This window comes from Marinobacter sp. PE14 (genome assembly GCF_053566155.1).
Genome location: NZ_JBQXNY010000001.1, coordinates 219,719 through 239,678, shown reverse-complemented (window position 1 = coordinate 239,678; position 19,960 = coordinate 219,719). Strand labels below are relative to the sequence as shown.

The 19,960-nt window shown below is 57.4% G+C and carries 18 protein-coding genes; 9 read left to right on the top strand and 9 right to left on the bottom strand.

The window, feature by feature from the left end; genetic code table 11:
* The first annotated feature begins 66 nt into the window (after positions 1-66).
* The 4 genes from ACWJ62_RS01095 to ACWJ62_RS01080 all read left to right on the top strand — a co-directional run bounded on the left by ACWJ62_RS01095 (position 67) and on the right by ACWJ62_RS01080 (position 6,802).
* Positions 67-1,989 carry a PrkA family serine protein kinase gene (locus ACWJ62_RS01095; protein ID WP_449284533.1) on the top strand — a complete coding sequence of 641 codons (1,923 nt, stop codon included), beginning with the start codon at positions 67-69 and terminating at the stop codon, positions 1,987-1,989.
* A 39-nt stretch (positions 1,990-2,028) separates the two neighbouring features.
* Positions 2,029-3,318, top strand: a complete 1,290-nt coding sequence (locus tag ACWJ62_RS01090) for a YeaH/YhbH family protein (RefSeq protein ID WP_449285335.1) — start codon at positions 2,029-2,031, stop codon at positions 3,316-3,318.
* On the top strand, positions 3,315-4,874 hold the full coding sequence (locus ACWJ62_RS01085) for a SpoVR family protein (RefSeq protein ID WP_449284532.1): 1,560 nt from the start codon (positions 3,315-3,317) through the stop codon (positions 4,872-4,874). Before ACWJ62_RS01090 ends, ACWJ62_RS01085 begins: the two co-directional genes overlap by 4 nt.
* 170 nt (positions 4,875-5,044) lie before the next feature.
* Entirely contained in the window at positions 5,045-6,802 is a 1,758-nt protein-coding gene (locus ACWJ62_RS01080) for an alkaline phosphatase D family protein (RefSeq protein ID WP_449284531.1), read from the top strand.
* Here ACWJ62_RS01080 and ACWJ62_RS01075 read toward each other — a convergent pair whose 3' ends face one another.
* Genes ACWJ62_RS01075 through ACWJ62_RS01055 form a run of 5 tightly spaced genes read right to left on the bottom strand, consistent with a single transcriptional unit; the run spans position 6,803 to position 12,310 of the window.
* Positions 6,803-8,161: a TrpB-like pyridoxal phosphate-dependent enzyme gene (locus ACWJ62_RS01075; protein WP_449284530.1), complete on the bottom strand. Its 1,359-nt coding sequence runs from the start codon at positions 8,159-8,161 to the stop codon at positions 6,803-6,805.
* 38 nt (positions 8,162-8,199) lie between these two features.
* Entirely contained in the window at positions 8,200-10,275 is a 2,076-nt protein-coding gene (locus tag ACWJ62_RS01070; RefSeq protein WP_449284529.1) for a TonB-dependent receptor family protein, read from the bottom strand.
* Positions 10,276-10,299: 24 nt separating this feature from the next.
* Positions 10,300-11,037 (bottom strand): LrgB family protein, encoded by a 738-nt coding sequence (locus ACWJ62_RS01065; protein ID WP_349517658.1) that lies wholly within the window; start codon positions 11,035-11,037, stop codon positions 10,300-10,302.
* Positions 11,030-11,410, bottom strand: coding sequence for a CidA/LrgA family protein (locus ACWJ62_RS01060; RefSeq protein ID WP_449284528.1), 381 nt, complete (start codon positions 11,408-11,410; stop codon positions 11,030-11,032). Before ACWJ62_RS01060 ends, ACWJ62_RS01065 begins: the two co-directional genes overlap by 8 nt.
* A gap of 15 nt (positions 11,411-11,425) precedes the next feature.
* A complete protein-coding gene (locus tag ACWJ62_RS01055) occupies positions 11,426-12,310 on the bottom strand; it encodes a bile acid:sodium symporter family protein (RefSeq protein WP_449284527.1) in 885 nt (294 codons plus the stop codon).
* Positions 12,311-12,526: 216 nt separating this feature from the next.
* On the opposite strand from ACWJ62_RS01055, the gene ACWJ62_RS01050 reads away from it, so the two are divergent.
* The gene (locus ACWJ62_RS01050) at positions 12,527-13,996 is read left to right on the top strand and encodes a WS/DGAT/MGAT family O-acyltransferase (RefSeq protein WP_449284526.1); all 1,470 of its coding nucleotides are present in this window, start codon (positions 12,527-12,529) and stop codon (positions 13,994-13,996) included.
* A gap of 12 nt (positions 13,997-14,008) precedes the next feature.
* Here the strand turns inward: ACWJ62_RS01050 and ACWJ62_RS01045 are convergent, their stop codons facing one another.
* A complete protein-coding gene (locus ACWJ62_RS01045; RefSeq protein ID WP_449284525.1) occupies positions 14,009-14,635 on the bottom strand; it encodes a TetR family transcriptional regulator in 627 nt (208 codons plus the stop codon).
* Positions 14,636-14,832: 197 nt separating this feature from the next.
* On the opposite strand from ACWJ62_RS01045, the gene ACWJ62_RS01040 reads away from it, so the two are divergent.
* Positions 14,833-15,936 (top strand): ferredoxin reductase, encoded by a 1,104-nt coding sequence (locus ACWJ62_RS01040; RefSeq protein ID WP_449284524.1) that lies wholly within the window; start codon positions 14,833-14,835, stop codon positions 15,934-15,936.
* A gap of 54 nt (positions 15,937-15,990) precedes the next feature.
* Positions 15,991-17,064 (top strand): fatty acid desaturase family protein, encoded by a 1,074-nt coding sequence (locus ACWJ62_RS01035; protein WP_449284523.1) that lies wholly within the window; start codon positions 15,991-15,993, stop codon positions 17,062-17,064.
* A 42-nt stretch (positions 17,065-17,106) separates the two neighbouring features.
* On the opposite strand, the gene ACWJ62_RS01030 is transcribed toward ACWJ62_RS01035, so the two are convergent.
* The 3 genes from ACWJ62_RS01030 to ACWJ62_RS01020 are packed head-to-tail and all read right to left on the bottom strand — an operon-like array spanning position 17,107 to position 18,204.
* Positions 17,107-17,544, bottom strand: a complete 438-nt coding sequence (locus tag ACWJ62_RS01030; RefSeq protein WP_449284522.1) for an RrF2 family transcriptional regulator — start codon at positions 17,542-17,544, stop codon at positions 17,107-17,109.
* A 28-nt stretch (positions 17,545-17,572) separates the two neighbouring features.
* Positions 17,573-17,941: a YbaN family protein gene (locus ACWJ62_RS01025; RefSeq protein ID WP_449285334.1), complete on the bottom strand. Its 369-nt coding sequence runs from the start codon at positions 17,939-17,941 to the stop codon at positions 17,573-17,575.
* A gap of 47 nt (positions 17,942-17,988) precedes the next feature.
* Entirely contained in the window at positions 17,989-18,204 is a 216-nt protein-coding gene (locus ACWJ62_RS01020; RefSeq protein ID WP_449284521.1) for a hypothetical protein, read from the bottom strand.
* Between the two features lie 164 nt (positions 18,205-18,368).
* On the opposite strand from ACWJ62_RS01020, the gene ACWJ62_RS01015 reads away from it, so the two are divergent.
* Positions 18,369-18,860, top strand: coding sequence for a hemerythrin domain-containing protein (locus tag ACWJ62_RS01015; RefSeq protein ID WP_449284520.1), 492 nt, complete (start codon positions 18,369-18,371; stop codon positions 18,858-18,860).
* A 97-nt stretch (positions 18,861-18,957) separates the two neighbouring features.
* Complete coding sequence (moaA, locus tag ACWJ62_RS01010; protein WP_449284519.1) at positions 18,958-19,950, top strand: GTP 3',8-cyclase MoaA; 993 nt, start codon at positions 18,958-18,960, stop codon at positions 19,948-19,950.
* Positions 19,951-19,960 lie beyond the last annotated feature (10 nt).

Genomic DNA, 19,960 nt, shown 5'->3' with positions numbered 1-19,960 from the left:
GGAACTGACTGCAACGGGGAAATTGCGTGAACTGAAAGCTGAAGATACAGCGAGCGAGGGCGATCTATGAGCATACTGCAGCACTTCAAAGACCGGTATGAGAGTACTCAGGAAGAAGAATACAGCCTTGAGGAATACCTGGAGATCTGCAAAAAGGACCCAACGGCCTACGCCACGGCCGCTGAGAGAATGTTAATTGCCATCGGCGAGCCAGAGTTCGTCGACACCTCGAAAGATCCGAGGCTTTCAAGGATATTTTCCAACAAGGTCATCAAGCGGTACCCCGAGTTTTCCGAGTTCTATGGCATGGAAGACGCCGTAGAAAACATCGTCTCCTTCTTTCGCCATGCCGCCCAGGGCCTGGAAGAAAAGAAACAGATTCTTTACCTGCTTGGCCCCGTGGGCGGTGGCAAATCCTCTCTGGCGGAAAAGCTCAAGTCACTGATGCAGAAAGTGCCCTTCTACGCCATCAAGGGCTCGCCAGTGAATGAATCTCCACTCGGCCTGTTCGACCCGTCCGAAGACGCCCAGATTCTGGAAGAAGAATACGGCATCCCCGCTCGCTACCTTAAAAACATCATGTCGCCCTGGGCCGTCAAACGCCTGCACGAATACGGCGGCGACATCAGCCAGTTCCGGGTTGTAAAAATGTACCCCTCGGTACTCGATCAGGTTGCTGTCTCCAAGACCGAACCCGGTGACGACAATAACCAGGATATTTCTGCCCTCGTCGGCAAGGTAAACATTCGCATGCTGGAGGACTTCTCCCAGGATGATCCCGATGCTTACAGCTTCAGCGGGGGTTTGTGCAAAGCCAACCAGGGCCTGATGGAATTCGTAGAGATGTTCAAGGCACCGATCAAGGTGCTGCATCCTTTGCTGACGGCCACCCAGGAGGGCAACTACAACACCACCGAAGGCATGGGTTCTGTCCCGTTCGACGGTGTGATCCTTGCCCACTCCAACGAATCCGAGTGGCAGACCTTCCGCAACAACAAGCACAACGAGGCGTTCCTTGACCGGGTCTATATCGTCAAGGTGCCCTACTGTGTTCGGGTGACCGAAGAAATCGAGATCTACAAGAAACTGCTGAGCAACAGCTCCCTGGAAGGTGCTCCCTGCGCGCCGGACACCCTGGACATGCTGGCCCAGTTCTCGGTGCTGTCGCGCATCAAGGATCCGGAAAACTCCAGTATCTTCTCGAAGATGCGGGTTTATGACGGCCAGAACATCAAGGATACCGATCCGAAAGCCAAATCGATCCAGGAGTACCGTGACTCCGCCGGCGTGATGGAAGGCATGGATGGACTCTCCACACGTTTCGCCTTCAAGATCCTGTCCAAGGTGTTCAACTTCGACACCACCGAAGTGGCCGCTAACCCGGTGCACCTGCTCTACGTCCTTGAAAAACAGATCGAACAGGAACAGTTCCCTGCTGAAACCCACGAGAAGTATCTCCGATTCATCAAGGAATTCCTGGCACCGCACTATGTGCAGTTTATCGGCAAGGAAATCCAGACCGCATACCTCGAGAGCTACAGCGAATATGGCCAGAACCTGTTCGACCGGTATGTCACCTATGCCGATTTCTGGATTCAGGATCAGGAATACCGGGATCCGGACACCGGCGAAATTCTCGACCGCTCCTCGATCAACGAAGAGCTGGAAAAGATCGAGAAGCCAGCGGGCATCTCCAATCCGAAGGATTTCCGCAACGAAGTGGTCAACTTCGTATTGCGGGCCCGGGCAAACAACGGTGGCAAGAACCCGTCCTGGCTCAGCTATGAAAAACTGCGCGCCGTGATCGAGAAGAAGATGTTCTCGAACACCGAGGACCTGCTGCCAGTGATCTCTTTCAACCCGAAAGCGAGTCAGGAAGATCAGAACAAGCACAAGCAGTTCGTCGAGCGTATGGTCGACCGAGGCTACACAGAGAAGCAAGTGCGGCTGTTGGCTGAATGGTACCTGCGGGTTCGCAAGTCTCACTAAGTCAGTGACCATTCACTGAGCTGGAGTAACGCCATGGGAATGACCCACATAGTCGACCGGCGACTGAACGGTAAGAACAAGAGCGCAGTGAACCGGGAACGGTTCCTGCGCCGCTACCGCCACCACATCAAGCGTGCGGTATCGGATGCTGTTCAGAAACGCTCGATCACCGATATCGAACGGGGCGAGAAAGTCAGTATTCCGTCCCGGGACATTGAAGAACCTATCTTCCACCACGGCCAGGGCGGCAAACGGGAGATGGTGCACCCCGGCAATCAGGAGTTTGTGGCCGGCGACACCATTCCCAAGCCCGAGGGTGGTGGGGGCCAGGGCTCCGGACAGGGACAGGCCAGCCCTGACGGCGAGGGCATGGACGAGTTCGCGTTCCAGATTACCCAGGAAGAATTCCTGGATTTTCTGTTCGACGATCTCGAACTGCCGAACCTGGCCCGCAAGAAACTCAAGGATACAGAAGCCTTCAAGTATGTCCGTTCCGGCTTCAGCACCGATGGGGTGCCGGCCAAACTGGATATTGTGCGCTCATTGCGGGGCGCTCACGCCAGACGATTGGGCCTGGGAGGTGCTCGCAAGAAAAAGATCCGGGATCTTGAGAAACAGCTGGAAGCGCTGAAATCGGCGCCAGAAGATCTGGACCCCGCATTCAGTCACGAGGATCAGATCCAGGTTCTTGAAGAGGAAATCGCGCGACTGAAAGCAAACGTTCGTCGCATTCCCTTCATTGACGAAATCGACCTGCGCTACCGCCAGCACCTGAAAAAGCCGCAGCCGGCCACCAGCGCCGTGATGTTCTGCCTGATGGATGTATCCGGATCCATGACCCAGATGCACAAGGACATCGCCAAGCGGTTTTTCATCCTGCTGTACCTGTTCCTCAAGAAGAACTACAAGAAGATCGAAGTGGTCTTCATCCGGCACCACACCAGCGCCAAGGAAGTGGACGAGGAGGAGTTCTTCTATTCCCGGGAAACCGGAGGCACGATCGTCTCCAGCGCCCTCAAGCTGATGCACAAGATTATCGAATCCCGCTATTCTCCCGCCGAATGGAACATCTACGCGGCCCAGGCATCAGACGGTGATAACTGGAACGACGATTCCCCGGTGTGCGGCAAGATCCTGGCCGACAACATCCTGCCCCTGGTGCAGTATTTTGCCTATGTGGAAATCACACCGCAGGACCATCAGATGCTCTGGTATGAATACGAGAAGATCCAGGAGCAGTTCCCTCACGCCTTTGCCTTGCAACAGATCGCTGACCCCGGCGAAATCTATCCGGTGTTCCGCCAGTTGTTCGAGAGGAAAGCCGCATGACCAACCTCATGGACCGCCCCAACGCGCCGAAAAGTGACCAGCCAAGAGCCCGGGAGCCTATCTCGACCGGTTCTGAATGGACGTTCGAGCTGATCCAGACATACGACGACGAGATTGCCAAGTGCGCCGCCGAGTTCGGACTGGACACCTACCCGAACCAGGTAGAGGTGATCAGTGCCGAACAGATGATGGACGCCTACAGCTCTGTAGGCATGCCGGTTGGCTACCATCACTGGTCTTTTGGTAAACAGTTTCTCAGCACATCCAAGGGCTATCAGCGCGGTCAGATGGGCCTGGCCTACGAGATCGTGATCAACTCCAATCCCTGCATCGCCTACCTGATGGAGGAAAACACCTTGCCGATGCAGGCGCTGGTTATTGCCCATGCCTCTTATGGCCACAACTCCTTCTTCAAGGGTAACTACCTGTTCCGCACATGGACCGACGCCAGCGCGATCATCGATTACCTGGTGTTTGCCCGCCATTACGTGGCGGAGTGCGAGGAACGCTATGGTGTGGATGCCGTGGAGGAAATCCTGGATTCCTGCCACGCTCTGATGAACTACGGGGTGGACCGCTACAAGCGGCCTGCGCCGATATCGGCGTCGGAAGAAATGCGACGCCAGAAGGAAAGAGAAGAATACCAGCAGAGGCGAATCAACGATCTCTGGCGGACAATACCCAGGCTTGACGAGGACGATGACCTCACAAGGCGTCGCAAGCGCTATCCTGAGGAGCCTCAGGAGAACATTCTCTATTTCATCGAGAAGAACGCGCCCCTTCTGGAAACCTGGCAACGGGAGATCATCCGCATCGTGCGGAAGTTGGGCCAGTACTTCTACCCCCAGCGCCAGACACAGGTAATGAATGAGGGCTGGGCAACCTTCTGGCACTACACCCTGCTGCATCGTATGTACGACAAGGGTCTGGTGACCGACGGATTCATGCTCGAGTTTCTCCAGAGCCACTCGGCGGTGGTGTACCAGCCGCCATTTAACAGCCCTTGGTATTCCGGTCTTAACCCCTACACCCTTGGATTCTCCATATTTACCGACCTGCGCCGGATATGCGAAAACCCAACAGACGAAGACCGCGAGTGGTTCCCGGACATCGCCGGCAGCGACTGGCTGGAAACCCTGCATTTTGCGATGAAGAACTTCAAGGACGAGAGCTTTATCCAGCAGTTTCTCTCTCCCAAAGTGATGCGGGACCTTAAACTCTTCGCGATCCAGAACGATGATCAGGAAGACGTCTACCGGGTCACCGCCATCCACGATGACCCCGGCTACCGGGACCTGCGAGAGAAACTGGCGCGCCAGTACAACCTCAGCTATCGAGAACCCAACATCCAGGTATGGAATGTGGATGTGCGCGGCGATCGCTCACTGACCCTGCGCCACATTCCCGTGGATCGCGTCCCCCTGGGTAAGGAAACTGACGAAGTCCTGCGCCATGTACACCGGTTGTGGGGCTTTGATGTGCACCTCGAGAGCGTAGACGATGGCACCGTGGTGGAGGACCACCACTGCCCGCCCAGGGACGTTGAGGAGGACTGAACCTGGAGCCTGGTGGCAAATCCGGCGGGGTACTGGCCGGACCGGTACTTCGTCATTCCGCGCCTGACGCGATAGTTTTATGGCTCGTCACAATGGAGCGGGCCTCCTTCACTGTGCAAATTATCCAAGGCGAAGATCGGCTCCTGGACCGCCCGCTGGAGAATTCAGAGATGACCCGGCTGCGGGTCGGTACCCGAGCCTGGTTGAACCTGCTGACCATTACGCCTGAAACTGCTCTTCCACAGGACACCCGGCTGGAATACGACCTGGGGCTCACCGCCGAAGGCTCAGAGGCTTGCGAATGGATCCGGACCTGGGCTCCACATCTCTGCCCCGAGGGCCGGGAGAGGCCGGGCTTTACCCTGAAATCCAGGCTGGACCGAATACTCCACGGCTCCTGCCGCAGACCCCACCATCCCTCTCCTGACGGGCTGGTTCGAGTGGATGAAGAACTGCAGATGGCACAGAAGCTTGAGGACGTTCCGTCTCTGCTCCTGATGACCGGCGACCAGGTTTACGCCGATGATGTGGCCGGCCCGATGTTGCATGCCATCCAGTGTGTCATTCACCAACTGGGCCTTTACCAGGAGGTACTGGAAGGCGCCTCGCTGTCGCACAGCAAGGAACTGACTTCGGTGGCGAATGCCTATTACCACCGGGATGAACTGCTGCCGGAATCCGAATTCAATGAAGACCTGACCGAGCGCTTCTTCGGTGGCGTCCGCAAACCGGTGTTCACCACCGCCAATGCCGGCAATCACCTGATTTCCTTCGCCGAGGTGATGGCCATGTATCTGCTGGTCTGGTCCCCGGAACCCTGGGCTTTTGTGACCAGTGCTGAGCCGGTCGATGACCCGGACGAGCTGGCACGCTATCGGAAAGAACAGGCCGCCATCGACGAGTTCCGCAAGAGCCTTCCGCAGGCAGCGCGAGCCATGGCCAACGTGCCCGTCTATATGATCTTTGACGATCATGACGTGACGGACGACTGGAATCTCTCCGCGCTCTGGGAAACCACCGCTTACGAACACCCCTTTTCCCGGCGCATCATTGGCAATGCCCTGCTGGGCTATCTTTTGTGTCAGGGCTGGGGCAACCAGCCTGGCAATTTCGGCCAGCTGATCGAACAGTGTCAGAGGCTGTTCGAGTCCAGCAACGGGCAACACGAGCTGGATACGGCCATTCAGGATGATCTGATCGACCAGCTGTTCCACTTTCAACACTGGCACTACAGCCTGCCAACATCACCCAGACTGGTGGTGCTGGACACCCGCACCCATCGCTGGCGCAGTGAAATCCGGCGCAGTCACCCCTCCGGATTGATGGACTGGGAATCACTGACCGATTTTCAGCACGAGATCATGGGCGAGGATGCCGTCGTGGTGGTTTCGCCGGCGCCGATGTTCGGGGTAAAGCTCATCGAGATGATTCAGCGGGTGTTTACCTTCTTCGGCAAGCCGCTGTTGGTGGATGCTGAAAACTGGATGGCACATCGGGGCGCCGCGAGTGTACTGCTGAATATTTTCGGCCACCCCCGAACCCCCAGACACTTCGTGATTCTCTCAGGCGATGTTCACTATTCGTTCGCCTACGACGTCCGGCTACGCAACAAACAGAACGGTCCCCATGTCTGGCAGATCACCAGTAGCGGCATCAAGAACGAATTCCCCAACGCCCTGCTGGAATGGCTGGACCGGCTCAATCGCTGGCTGTTCGCGCCCTGGTCGCCCCTCAACTGGTTCACCAAGAGACGTCGCATGTGGATTTCTCCTAGGCTGCCGGAGGGCCGGGAAGCCGGCGAGCGGCTGTGGAACGGCGCGGGCATCGGAGACGTGCGCCTGGATGACGAGGGCGCACCGACCGCCATCCGACAACTGGATGCCGGCGGCGGGGGCACGATTTTTCAGCAGCGGGCTAAAGACGACTGATCAGGCGTTGACCGAGGGCAGCCCGGACAGGGCCATGGCCAGTTCCTGTTCGTCGTATTCGTGGTCGCTCAGTTCACCGGCGAAGTACGCGGTGTAGGCCGCCATATCGAAATGGCCATGACCGCAGAGGTTGAACAGGATTACCTCTTCCTTGCCTTCACGCTTGCAGCGCAGGGCTTCGTCGATGGCACCCTTGACCGCATGGTTGGCCTCTGGAGCCGGCACAATCCCTTCGTTCCTGGCGAACAGAACACCGGCCTCGAAGCACTCCCGCTGGGTGTAGGACACCGCATCAAAGAGACCCAGCTCCTTGGCGTGGGACACCAGCGGTGCCATACCATGGTAGCGCAGGCCGCCGGCGTGGAATCCGGGCGGCGTGAACCCCGAGCCCAGGGTGTGCATCTTCGTGAGCGGGGTCATATGGGCGGTATCGCCGTAATCGTAGGCGTATTTGCCTCGGGTCAGCGTGGGACAGGCCGAGGGCTCTACCGCCACAATCCGGGATTTCTCACCGCCTCTCAGGGCGTGGCCCATGAACGGGAAAGCAATTCCGGCAAAGTTGGAACCACCGCCAGTACAACCAACAATCACATCGGGCCAGCAGTCCGCCATTTCCATCTGCTGCATGGCTTCCAGGCCAATGATGCTCTGGTGCAGCAACACATGGTTGAGAACCGAGCCCAGGGCATATTTCGTGTTCGGGTCCTTCACGGCAAGTTCCACCGCTTCGGAGATGGCGATGCCCAGACTGCCGGTGTGATCCGGTGTCTCAGCCAGCACCTTGCGGCCAAACTCGGTCAGCTCCGAGGGCGAAGCCACACATTTGGCGCCGTAGGTTTCCATGACCGCCCGACGGTAGGGCTTCTGGTTGTAGGAAACCCGTACCTGAAACACGGTAACGTCGATATCAAACAGGGAGCCAGCGAAGGAAAGCGATGTGCCCCACTGCCCTGCACCGGTTTCGGTGGTGAGGGTGCGAATGCCAGCTTCTCGGTTGTAAAAAGCTTGCGGAATCGCGGTGTTGGGCTTGTGACTGCCCGCCGGGCTGACGCCTTCGTATTTGTAGAAGATTTTTGCCGGCGTACCAAGCGCCTTCTCGAGGCGATGCGCGCGGTAAAGAGGCGCCGGGCGCCACAGGTTGTAGACATCACGCACCGGCTCCGGAATTTCGATTTCCCGCTCGGTGGTTACTTCCTGTTCGATCAGCGCCATCGGAAACAGCGGCTCAAGATCCGATGGTCCAACAGGTTTCTGGGTGCCCGGGTGCAGCACGGCCGGCAACGGCTCAGGCAGGTCCGCCTGCAGGTTGTACCAGTATTTCGGCATCTGGCTTTCTTCGAGAAGGAACTTGGTTTGCATGAATTAAAAATCCCTACGGTTTGTGTTGTTATCGCCCCTCAGAATACCCATTCCAGGCCCGCATAAAAAGTTCTTCCCGGGGCGGGTTCGAAATAGCCCCGGTCTTCCACCGGGCGATTCGCATTGGCGTTTATCCGCACGTTACTGAAGTAGTCCTGATCCAGCAGATTGCGGATCCCGGCATACAGGTTCACGGTCTGATCCGCCATCCGTACTGAATCGCCGGCACGCATACCGACCAGCCAATAGTCACTCACCAGGGTCTGGTTGCTGTTTTCGGCGTAGAACTCGCCCACATACTGCCACTCCAGAGCCGCGAAACGACCGGCTGAACCGCGCCACTCCAGCTCGCTCACCCAGAGCTGCTCCGGCAGACCTGGAATAGCGTTGCCGCTGGCGTCGTTGCCCTGCTCATCAACAAAGTCCCTTAGCTCGTAATCCGCCAGGGTCAGCGCGCTGGTTACCCGCCAGGCGTAGGAAAGGTCCCAGGTCAGGCCCAGTTCAAAGCCATTGCGACGGGTTTCGCCGGCGTTTTCGTAGAAGGTCTGATCGCCCACGTTAAAGGGCAGGATCTCGTCCTCCACCCGGATGGAGAAAAGGGCCATGTCATAGCTGAGGCCACGGCCAAGCATGCCGCGCATACCCAGCTCGCGATTCAATGCCTGCTGCGGCTCCAGCTCGGGATTGAAGCCGCCGCCATTCGGATTGGCAAACTCGGTAAAGGTGGGTGACTCGAACGCCGTACCGAGGGTGGCATATACCTGGTGCGCCGGTGCCAGTTTGTAGCTGATACCGGCAACGCCACTGTATTCCCGGAAAGTCCGGTTGCCCGAATCATCGTTACCGTCTTGCAGCCAGTCGTCGTCAATGGCCAGACGCAACCGGTCGAACCGCACGCCAAGGGAGACGTTGAGTGCGTCGCTCAACGCCAGGTCGCCCTGGCCAAACACCGCCACATTGGTAGCACTCTGGTTTTCCGCCTGGGTCTGGCCGGTGATATCGCCATCGATAGACACCGAATAGCGGCGCCGGTCGTCGGACTGATGGTGAACATCCAGGCCGGTAACCCACACCAGGGGCAATCCGGCCAGAGTCGATTCCTGCTGGTACTGGGAACTGATGCCGTAAAAGTGCCGGTCGTAGGCTATGCGGCTGCTTCCGGGGAACGGCAACTGCTGCGCGAAATCCCGGTGAGTGTAGAAGGTATCGAGGGTGAGTTGGCCGGGAAGGACGCCCGAGTCTTCAAATCTTACACCCAGGGTCTGCTGGTTCACGGTCTGGCCACTGTCCAGCCTCTTGGCCAATGCGGTGGCCTGCTCCGGATCTTCTTCGGCCTGGGCCAGGGTGAGCCCACCCGGATCTTCGGATTTGGGGTTATGCAGCGCGTTGAATGTGGCGGTTACCCGCCGTCCAGAATCCAGATCCCTTGCCACACGGGCGTTGAACAGGGCTTTCTCTGCCTTGCTCTGTTCCCGGTGGCCATCAAACGTCAGCCAGGAAAGCGTTGCGATACCGCTGGTATCCCCATCAACGCCATTTCCCTGTATCGCGGCCTTGCGATAATCGTCACTGCCGCCATCGAGCCGCAGCCGACCGCCCTGGGGTAGCTCATTACCCAGCGCAGTGGAAATATCGATCACACCGCCCGCGGCATTCCCATACTGAACCGAGGCAGGCCCCCGAATGACCTCGATTCGCTGGGCGGAATCCAGATCAATGGCATCAATCTGGGACTGGCCATCGGGCAGCGTGTAGGGGATGCCATCCACCTGAATCCGGATACCCCGAATACCGAAGGGCGCTCTGGCACCAAACCCGCGAGTCGACAATCTTAGATTCTGGGCGAAGTTGTAGCGGTTCTGGAAAAACAGGCCGGGGACCGTATCCAGCGATTCATCCAATTGCAGGCGTTGCTGACCCTTGCGGATGTCTGGAGCGTTCACCACAGAGACCGCCGCAGGCGTTTCATAGAGGTCCCGAACCAGCCTCGGAGAGGTCACCTCAAGTACCAGCTCCTCGTCCGAGCCCCCTGATGACTGAGCCAGCACTGCGGAAGGCGTGGAAAACAAGATAGGCGACATCGCCATCGCTGCAAGGTACTTATTGCTGTTCAAAGGGTCTCCTCAGGGTTGGCAGGCTCACGCGGGGATCCAGGCCTCAAGCAGATCAACCAGCCAGGGCACAAGCAAGGCGGTGGCGAAGGCGGAGAGCGCCATCGCCAGGCCGGAAAAAGCGCCCATCTGCGAACTTACCTGAAACGCCCGGGCCGTCCCGATGCCGTGTGCCGCGACACCCATGGCAATGCCCTTGGCTGTGTCATCCCGAACCCGGATCCACTCGAACAGCTTGGTGCCCAGAACGGCACCGGTAATGCCCGTGATGACCACCAGCACGGCAGTCAGTGACGGAAGCCCGCCTATTTTTTCAGAAATACCCATGGCCACCGGCGCCGTTGCCGATTTCGGTGCCAGGGACATCTGGATCTCCGTGGAGCCGCCCAGAAGACGGGCCAGGCCAATGGAGCTGCCAGCGGCGATCACCACGCCGCAAAAGAGCGAAATGGTCACCGGCAACCACAGCTGTCTAAGCCTGGAAAACTGCTGATACAGGGGAACGGCCAACGCCACCGTCGCCGGCCCCAGCAGAAAGTGAACAAACTGGCCGCCTTCAAAATAATCACTGTAGGAGGTACCTGTCGCAAGCAGCAGGATAATGAGCATGGCGACGGACGTGACCACCGGGTTGGCCAGAGGGTTGGAGTTGGTTTTCAGATATAGCCGGTAGGCCAGGCCATAGGCCACCAGGGTGATCGTGAGCCCCAATAGCGGTGATGCGGAGAGATATACCCAGATATCTTGCAGGCCCGGCTCATTCATCGCCGCCCTCCTTTTCAGCAAGCGGCTTGGCAAACCAGCGGGTGGTCACCTGCATAATCAGGGCGGTGGCGACCATAGTAATTACCGTGCTCAACAGCAGCGCCAGGGTTATCGGAACCCACTCGTCGGCGATGCGGCCAAAATGCGCCATCATGCCCACGCCGGCGGGAACAAACAGAAGCGAGAGATGGCTGAGCAAGGCCGTGGATGCCTGATCCACAGATTCGGGCGCCTTGCCACGGATCATCAGAGTCACGAACAGCATCACCATGCCAAGCACCGGCCCGGGGATAGGCAGGCCCAGCAATCGGACGGTAATCTCCCCCACCAGTTGATAAACCAACAGCAGGGTAATGCCGTTCAAGAACTGCATAACGCAGGACTCCAGTCAGTTTTTGCTCTGTACCGTCGAAATGGGAATGATGCTCCGGCCATACATGGCGAGAACAAACCCGATCGGGAACATCAGCACCCCGTATACCGCAGCCGGGATCGACATGGCGCTGGACTCCAGCAGCGTCAGGGTGACCATGAGGGCAATGGTGCCGTTCTTTACACCCAGCTCCACCGCCACTGCCAGGGATTCCCGCTGGGTCAGGCCCGCCATACGGCCCGCCGCAAGACCCAGGCCGATACCGGCCACATTCAACAGAATGGTCGCCGGCCCGGCCTGTTTCAGAAGCTCCCAGATCTGGTCACGAACCCCATAAACCAGGGCCACAATCAGCAACGCCAGAACAATGCCGCCGAAGATACTCACAATGCCCTCGGCCTTGCGGGCAACTTCCGGCTTACGGGTACGAACCACCATCCCGATGGCTACCGGGAAGAGCACGATGCCAATCAGCATGCCCACGGTTTTCCATACCGGCAACACAATGTTTTCCTCGGTTCCCATGTAGTGCTGAAGGGCAATATTGGTAAACAACGGCAGGGTAAGAATGGTGATCAGGCTGGCGCTGACGGTCAGTACTATGGAGAGGGCAATGTTACCCCGCGAGAGCAGCACGAACAGATTCGAGGTGGTCCCTCCAGGGCAGGCGGCGATGATCACCAGTCCGACCGCTATGGCCGGCGGAACCGCCAGCAACGTGGCCAGCATGAAGGCGATGAGCGGCATGACAAGAATCTGGGCAATGGTGCCTACGATCATCCCTTTCGGATACACCGCCACCTGGCGGAAGTCTCGTATCGTCAGGGTCATGCCGATACCGATCATAATGATGAACAGAGCAATCGGCAGACCTGCCGAGATAAGCGGGCTGGATTCCACAACGCCTCCGGATGTTTTTGTTTTTACTGCAACCAACCGATGAAAAGTAGCACACACTCGCCTCTTTCGGGAGACTAAAACGGCAAACGTTTGAGGCGATAAAGCACTGCAAAACCGGGGAACTTTATGACCTGAAACATCGTGTCACGAAGCAGTTGCAAGTATACTTGCCTTAGATAACTAAAATACGTGGATACTGGTGGAGACACACAAGGAATGAAACGCCTGGGAACGCTGGATGCCTCTTGGCTGGCCGTAGAATCTGAAGACACCCCCATGCACGTGGGAAACCTGCAGATCTTTTCGCTACCGGAGGGCGCCCCTGAAACCTTCCTCCGGGACATGGTGACCCGCATGAAGGAAACCGGCGATGTCGCACCTCCCTGGGGTTTAAAGCTTGCCTGGTCCGGGCTGTTGGGTCGGGTGCTGGCGCCGGGCTGGAAAGTCGACAAGAAAATCGATCTGGATTACCACGTGCGTCACTCGGCACTGCCGCGCCCCGGCGGTGAACGGGAACTGGGTATACTGGTATCGCGCCTGCACTCCAACCCCCTGGATTTTGCCCGCCCGCTCTGGGAATGCCACGTTATCGAGGGCCTCGAGAACAACCGTTTTGCACTCTATACCAAGATGCATCATTCCATGATTGATGGCATCAGCGGTGTGCGCCTGATGCAACGGGTACTGACAACCGATCCCGACAAACGGGACATGCCGCCACCCTGGTCGGTTCGGCCGGAGCGCAGGCGCGGCAGCAAATCCGATTCCGAGGCCAGCGTGCCCGGCGCGGTCTCACAGGCCATGGAGGCACTGAAACTGCAGGCGGATATGGCGCCACGTTTGTTACAAGCAGGCAACAGGCTGGTGCATTCGGTCCGTCACCCCGAGGATGGCCTCACGGCACCGTTTACCGGGCCCGTGTCCAAGATCAATCACCGGGTTACCGGCCAGCGCCGGTTTGCCACCCAGCATTATCAGCTCGACAGGATCAAGGAGCTTGCCCACGTTTCCGGCGCTTCCCTTAACGATATCGTTCTGTACCTGTGCGGAACTGCCCTCAGGCGTTTTCTGCTGGAACAGGATGAACTGCCGGACGCTCCCCTCACCGCTGGCATACCGGTCAACATCCGGCCGTCCGATGACGAAGGGACAGGCACCCAGATCAGTTTCATGATCTCTTCGCTTGCGACCGACGAAGCCGATCCACTGACCCGCCTGCAAAACATCAAAGCATCAACGCGAAGGGCCAAAGAGCATTTGCAGAAGCTGCCCAAGAGCGCACTCACCCAGTACACCATGCTCCTGATGTCGCCCTACATACTGCAACTGATGTCCGGCCTTGGCGGTCGGATGCGTCCGGTATTTAACGTCACGATTTCCAATGTGCCGGGGCCCCAGAGAACGCTTTACTACGAGGGCGCGAAACTGGAAGCCATGTACCCTGTATCGCTGATTACTCACGGTGGCGCTTTGAACATCACCTGCCTGAGCTATGATGGATCACTGAACTTCGGCTACACGGGCTGCAGGGATACCCTGCCAAGCATGCAGAGACTTGCGGTTTACACGGGTGAAGCACTGGACGAACTGGAAAGCCTGATTCTGCCGCCAAAGGCCAAACCGAAAGCTGCTACCAAGCCCGGAGCGCCGCGCAAACAGGCGACGAAAAAGAGTAAAGCGGACTGATACAACGGACAATCAGCCCGCGCTTTGCCAGTGGGCCGCGCCCACGAAAATCAATTGCAGGAAGCGGGTGGTCCGCTTCCTGATCTGCTCGATCTGGTAGTCGTCGTCGGCGGATACGCCGAGCAGATCGGTCAGGCTGAAGGCGACACTTCGCACCACCAGATCACTGGTCATGTCCAGATCCTGGTCGGTCAGATGGTCCACCAGCCTCAGCCTGCGCAAATCGTTGGCAAGCTCACTGGCAAAGAAACGCATCTCGCTCCGGATACCTTCCTGCACCGCCCTGCTCTCACCGGCCAGCCCCTGAGCCATGAACAGAAAAAAACTCCGGTTGGCCTGGGCGTGGCTAATAAAGATGGCCACCGATTCCTCGATCAGTTTGTCCGCCTGCAGCACGTTCGCCCGGGCTTCTCGCATCATCCTGCGCAGCACCAGCCCCAGCTCATCCACGAGCTGAAGCCCCAGATCGTCCATATTGCGGAAATGCCGGTAAAACGAGGTTGGCACCACGCCTGCCTGACGTGTCACTTCCCGGATACCAAGGCTGGCAAAATGCCGGCCCTTGCCAACCAGGGTTAACGCCGCGGTCATCAGTTTCTCACGGGTTTCACCGGGCTTTCTTCGCTGTTTTTCCGCCATCTTGGGTCCGTACTGCCTGCCATTAGCCAATGGTTCACAAGTGTACACAGTCGTAAAAATAAAAGTACAGAATGCTTGTCATTTTGAGCCATTACGAGCTCAGCCGTTGTCAGCCCCCCGTAGTCGTGTGTACATTCGTACACATTAGTGAACACTTGTACACACGGACAGAAGGAAGCCTCAGGGAGGCAATGATCATGTTAGTGAAACAGACCCAGCAAAAAGCCCTTCACTGGCTCGGCAGGCAGCTATTCAACCGGGATGACCCGCAAGCGTTTTTTGACCCACTGCTGGAACGCATCAACCCCATGTGGGTACAAGAGTACACACCAGCCAGAGTGGAGCAGATCCTTTCTGAAACTCGGGACACCAAAACCCTGGTATTGAAACCCGCCAGACGCTGGTCGGGTTTCAGCGCGGGCCAACATGTGAACATCTGCGTTGAAATTGATGGAATCCGCCGAAACCGTACGTTCAGTCTCTCGAGCTCACCCCTGCTCTGGCAGGAACAGGGGTTGGTCACGCTGACCATCAAACGCCTTCCCGGCGGCCTGGTGACCAACTGGCTCCACGATCACCTGCACACGGGTGCGGTCATCGGGCTAGGTGAGGCCTTTGGCGAGTTTCAGATACCCGAACCGGCCCAACCGGTGCTGTTCATTGCCGGTGGCAGCGGCATCACGCCAGTGCTGAGCCAGCTTGAGACCATGGCGGCCCGGGATTACCGGGCACCGGTTACATTGCTGTATTTCGTTAGAACCCGTGATGACGTTATCGCCCGGGAGAAACTGCTGGCCCTGGAGGCACGTTATAGCGCCCTCACGCTTAACATCATCGCCACCAACGAGTCCAAGGAACCTCGCTACCTGCGTGGCCGGGATCTGGACGCAGTGCCGGGTATCAAGGCCCGACAGATCTATCTCTGCGGCCCCAAAGGCCTGATGGATCTGGCTCAGGGCCTTCTCTCCGAGAGAGGCTTTGCTGACGCGGATATCCACAGCACTTTCTTCTCCGTGCCAAGTGCCGATCTGGGAAACGAGACGCTCGGTGGTGAGGTTCAGTTTGAAGGCAGCCAGATGATGGTCGGTTCCGAGGGCGATGCCACCTTGCTGGAAATCGCAGAGGCCGCCGGACTGACCCCGCGCCACGGATGCCGCATGGGCATCTGCCACCAGTGCAGTTGCCGGAAAACCACGGGTACCGTCATCAACCGTCTGACCGGCCAGGCTTCCGGCCCCGGCGAGGAGACTGTCCAACTTTGTATCTCCGTTCCCCGCGGCCCGGTCTCACTCGACCTTTAAGAACCCACACCCGATTTTATCGCGGGGCCTAGGTGCACCGCAGGGAGTATGACCATGAAAAAGATGACCGAAGCGCAACTCGCAGAACTTGAAACAGATCTGAACGCAATCAGGGATGAGGTACTGGCGGATCTCGGAGAACGGGACGCACGTTACATCCGGAGGATGGTCCGGCTGCACCGGAGTCTCGAAGCCGGTGGCCGGATCATGATGCCGTTCGGCTTCCTACCGCCGGTGTTCGTTGCCGCCACGGCAACCCTGGGCATTGCCAAAATTCTGGAAAATATGGAGATCGGCCACAATGTCATGCACGGCCAGTATGACTGGATGAACGACCCGAGCCTGCACTCTCAGACCTACGAGTGGGATACGGTCTGCACAGGTGATTCCTGGCGCCGCACCCATAACTATGAACATCACACCTACACCAACATCATCGGCAAGGACCGTGACTATGGCTACGCCGTGTTACGACTGACCGATGACGAACCCTGGAAACCCTGGCACACGCTGCAGTTCATCAATTACATCCTGCTGAGCGTGTTCTTCCAGTGGGGCGTGGGCCTGCACGAACTTGAAACCGAGAAGCTGCGGAGCCGGGAAATAAGTTGGCGAGAAAAACTGCCGTTTCTGAAGGAATTCGCCCGCAAGGGTGGCCGCCAGGCCTTCAAGGATTACGTGTTCTTTCCGCTGCTCACCTTACCGGTGGCGCCCATTGTTCTGGCGGGAAATGTTGGCGCCAACCTGATCCGCAACCTTTGGTCATCCACCGTGATTTTCTGCGGCCATTTCACACAGGATGCGGAAACCTTTACCGAGGAGGAGTGTGAGGGCGAGAGCAAAGGCCACTGGTATTTGCGACAGCTCACCGGGTCCTCAAACTTCACCGGGGGCCGCTGGCTGCATATTCTGAGCGGCCATCTGAGCTATCAGGTGGAGCATCACGTGTTTCCGGACCTGCCCGCCCACCGCTATCCGGAGATTTCCGGGAAGGTGCAGGCGGTCTGTCGAAAGCACGGTATTCACTACAACACCGGGAGTTTTGCGAAGCAGTACGGCACGGTGGTTAAGCGGGTCCTGCGGTATTCGCTGCCGGAGAAGTTGATGGGAATAGCCAGAGCGGCATGACAGGGCCCGACCGGCCAGGCGCCTTTTCGGCGCCTGGCCGCGTCAGGCTATCTGAAGCAACCTCAAGAGCTGTGGCCGGTGCTGGTCCTGGATAACATCGGCCAGAGTGTACGTGTCTAGCACCTCCAGGAACGCTTTCAACGCCTCACCAAACATCGATTTCAGGCCACACACCGGCGTTATCTTGCAGGCATTCTTGGAAGAAAAACACTCGACGATACTCAGGTCCTGTTCGGTTTCCCGCACCAGGATGCCAACGTTTATATCCGAGGGTGCGCGATGCAGACGCATCCCCCCTTTCTTGCCCCGGATGGTTTCGATATAGCCTTTTTTGTTCAGCTGATGCACCACCTTCATAAGGTGGTTTTTGGAGATATCATAGCTGTCGGCGATTTCCTGAATGGTCGCCAGACGATCACCCTGCACTGCCAGATATATCAGTACGCGAAGTGAATAATCCGTGTAACGGGTGATGTGCATTCAAAACTCCAGTCGTTATGACAATCGTTCAATAAGAAGGTCGTGTTACCAGGTAACAGGCGGTGCCGCACAAAAATACGCCAGAAATGCCCAAAACCATCCCCGACGCTCCCAGCGCAAACAGCATCCCCCAACTCAGCGCCATCATGCTGCACGCCAGAATCTTCGCCCGTGCCGGCACTGCCCTCCGTGTGCGCCATTGATCAATGGCAGGGCCGAATCTGGGATGGTCTTCAAGCCACTGAGCAAAGGCCGGAGACCCCTTGCTGGCAAAAAATGCGGCCAGCAGAACAAAGGGTGTTGTGGGCAACAACGGCAGGACAACTCCTGCAGCCGCCAGCGTAATTGAGATATACGCAAGAATACGAAATCCGGTTTTCCCAAAAAGATCGCCCATCACGGGGTTCTCACCAAGGTTCATATCTGCATCTATTCTACCGAGAATCAATGAACAGGTCTGCCCAAACGGCTGAGAAATACGAGTCGTGCCACGTAGGCCACTTTGATACCCACGGCGAACAACAAAGTTCCCACATGAGCCAGAATCTGAACGGCCATCGAAAAATGTTGCGCCAGCGGATAAGCAACCAGGACTGTTACGACCAGCCCCAGCAGTGACCAGACCATCGCGCTGTTTGCCCTGAAAAGCAGAATTTCCATTTGAAACCTCCAAAATACATCTTTAATATGTATTTTATAGACTTCTTTTTGTCGGCTTTCAACCCTGAATTCTTTCTATCATTGATCTAAACAAGGATATGAGCTGAGAACCGAAAAAGATCAATCGAAAATATACATATATTTAAAATGTTTTGGAGAAAACTATGTCTGAGCAAATCTGGCTTGAAAAAGCGTCCGACCAGGAACTGATCGAACACATCCTCACCAGATATCACGATACTCACCGGGACCAGCTCCCCGAGCTGATCCGGATGGCACAGAGGGTGGAACGGGTTCATGGCGGTCATCCTGCCTGCCCCTCGGGCCTGAGCGCGCATCTCGAGACCATGCATAGGGAGCTCGAGAATCATATGGCCAAGGAGGAGCAGATCCTGTTTCCGATGATCTCCCGCGGCATATCGGGCATGGCCCTTGGCCCCATATCAGTTATGCGGGCAGAGCATGAGGGACATGATTCCGCCCTCGCCCACCTTGACGCTCTCACTAACAAACTGAGCTTACCAGACGGTGCCTGCAACACCTGGTGCAAGCTCTATGACCAGATTGGCGTTTTTCGCGAAGACCTGAAGGAGCACATTGCTCTGGAAAACTCGGTGCTGTTTGCCCGGATAGACGGCCTGACTGCCCAAGGGTAGTGGGCTTACCTCCCGAGGGGTATCGGAATTGGTGATCCAATCTGCAATACTTGGGCTATACTCAGGTTAAAAAACAATCGGCAACAGGACCAACCCGATGCCCCAGAGCAAGCTGACAGACCGTTTTGGTCGGACCGTCAATTACGTGCGCCTGTCCGTCACTGACCGGTGCGACTTCCGCTGCGTGTACTGTATGGCTGAAGACATGACGTTTCTGCCCCGTCAGCAGGTTCTCACTCTTGAGGAAATCGCCCGGGTTGCCCGCAATTTTGTTGATCTGGGTACGGAAAAAATCCGCCTGACTGGCGGCGAGCCGCTGGTACGCAAGGACATTCTGGAGCTGGTAAAGGAAATCGGCACCTACGGGCTGCGCGACTTTGCCATGACCACCAATGGCAGCCAGCTCACCACCATGGCCGAGCCCCTGCGCAAGGCCGGCATGCATCGCCTGAACATCAGCCTGGATTCCCTGGACGCCGAGAAATTCCGCAACATTACCCGCACTGGCAAACTCAGCCATGTGCTGGATGGTATTGACGCCGCCCGCGAGGCCGGCTTCCGGGGCATCAAGATCAATACGGTGGTGATGAAGGGCCGCAACGACGAAGAGATTCCCGAGCTGATCGAGTTCGCCCGCAAGAAAAAGGTGGATATCAGCTTTATCGAAGAGATGCCCCTTGGTGAGATTTCCGAGCACGACCGGGGCCTGGCGCTGTGTACCAGCGAAGAGGTGCGGGACATTATCCGCAAGCACCATGAGCTGATACCCGCTACCGAAGATTCCGGCGGTCCCGCCCGGTATTACCGGATGGAGGATAGCGAGACCCGGGTCGGTTTCATTTCTCCCCATTCCCACAACTTCTGCTCTACCTGCAATCGGGTGAGGGTAACCGTTGAAGGTCGATTGCTCCTTTGTCTCGGTAACGAGCATTCAGTCGATCTGATGCGCGTCTTGCGTGGCAACCCGGTGACCGATGACAAGCTCCGGGAAACCATCATCAATGCCATGGACCTGAAGCCGGAGCGGCATCACTTCTCCACCAATGGGGATGTGCAGATCCTTCGGTTCATGAATATGACCGGCGGCTAAGCGGCCGGCA

Bases quoted from the DNA above. Each gene is read 5' to 3' on its own strand.
- ACWJ62_RS01030 (WP_449284522.1), bottom strand. From the start codon at position 17,544: ATGCACATCACCCGTTACACGGATTATTCACTTCGCGTACTGATATAT.
- ACWJ62_RS01040 (WP_449284524.1), top strand. From the start codon at position 14,833: ATGTTAGTGAAACAGACCCAGCAAAAAGCCCTTCACTGGCTCGGCAGG.
- ACWJ62_RS01060 (WP_449284528.1), bottom strand. From the start codon at position 11,410: ATGCAGTTCTTGAACGGCATTACCCTGCTGTTGGTTTATCAACTGGTG.
- ACWJ62_RS01075 (WP_449284530.1), bottom strand. From the start codon at position 8,161: ATGCAAACCAAGTTCCTTCTCGAAGAAAGCCAGATGCCGAAATACTGG.
- ACWJ62_RS01085 (WP_449284532.1), top strand. From the start codon at position 3,315: ATGACCAACCTCATGGACCGCCCCAACGCGCCGAAAAGTGACCAGCCA.
- ACWJ62_RS01095 (WP_449284533.1), top strand. From the start codon at position 67: ATGAGCATACTGCAGCACTTCAAAGACCGGTATGAGAGTACTCAGGAA.
- ACWJ62_RS01090 (WP_449285335.1), top strand. From the start codon at position 2,029: ATGACCCACATAGTCGACCGGCGACTGAACGGTAAGAACAAGAGCGCA.
- ACWJ62_RS01020 (WP_449284521.1), bottom strand. From the start codon at position 18,204: ATGGAAATTCTGCTTTTCAGGGCAAACAGCGCGATGGTCTGGTCACTG.
- moaA (WP_449284519.1), top strand. From the start codon at position 18,958: ATGCCCCAGAGCAAGCTGACAGACCGTTTTGGTCGGACCGTCAATTAC.
- ACWJ62_RS01015 (WP_449284520.1), top strand. From the start codon at position 18,369: ATGTCTGAGCAAATCTGGCTTGAAAAAGCGTCCGACCAGGAACTGATC.
- ACWJ62_RS01080 (WP_449284531.1), top strand. From the start codon at position 5,045: ATGACCCGGCTGCGGGTCGGTACCCGAGCCTGGTTGAACCTGCTGACC.
- ACWJ62_RS01065 (WP_349517658.1), bottom strand. From the start codon at position 11,037: ATGAATGAGCCGGGCCTGCAAGATATCTGGGTATATCTCTCCGCATCA.
- ACWJ62_RS01050 (WP_449284526.1), top strand. From the start codon at position 12,527: ATGAAACGCCTGGGAACGCTGGATGCCTCTTGGCTGGCCGTAGAATCT.
- ACWJ62_RS01035 (WP_449284523.1), top strand. From the start codon at position 15,991: ATGAAAAAGATGACCGAAGCGCAACTCGCAGAACTTGAAACAGATCTG.
- ACWJ62_RS01045 (WP_449284525.1), bottom strand. From the start codon at position 14,635: ATGGCGGAAAAACAGCGAAGAAAGCCCGGTGAAACCCGTGAGAAACTG.
- ACWJ62_RS01025 (WP_449285334.1), bottom strand. From the start codon at position 17,941: ATGGGCGATCTTTTTGGGAAAACCGGATTTCGTATTCTTGCGTATATC.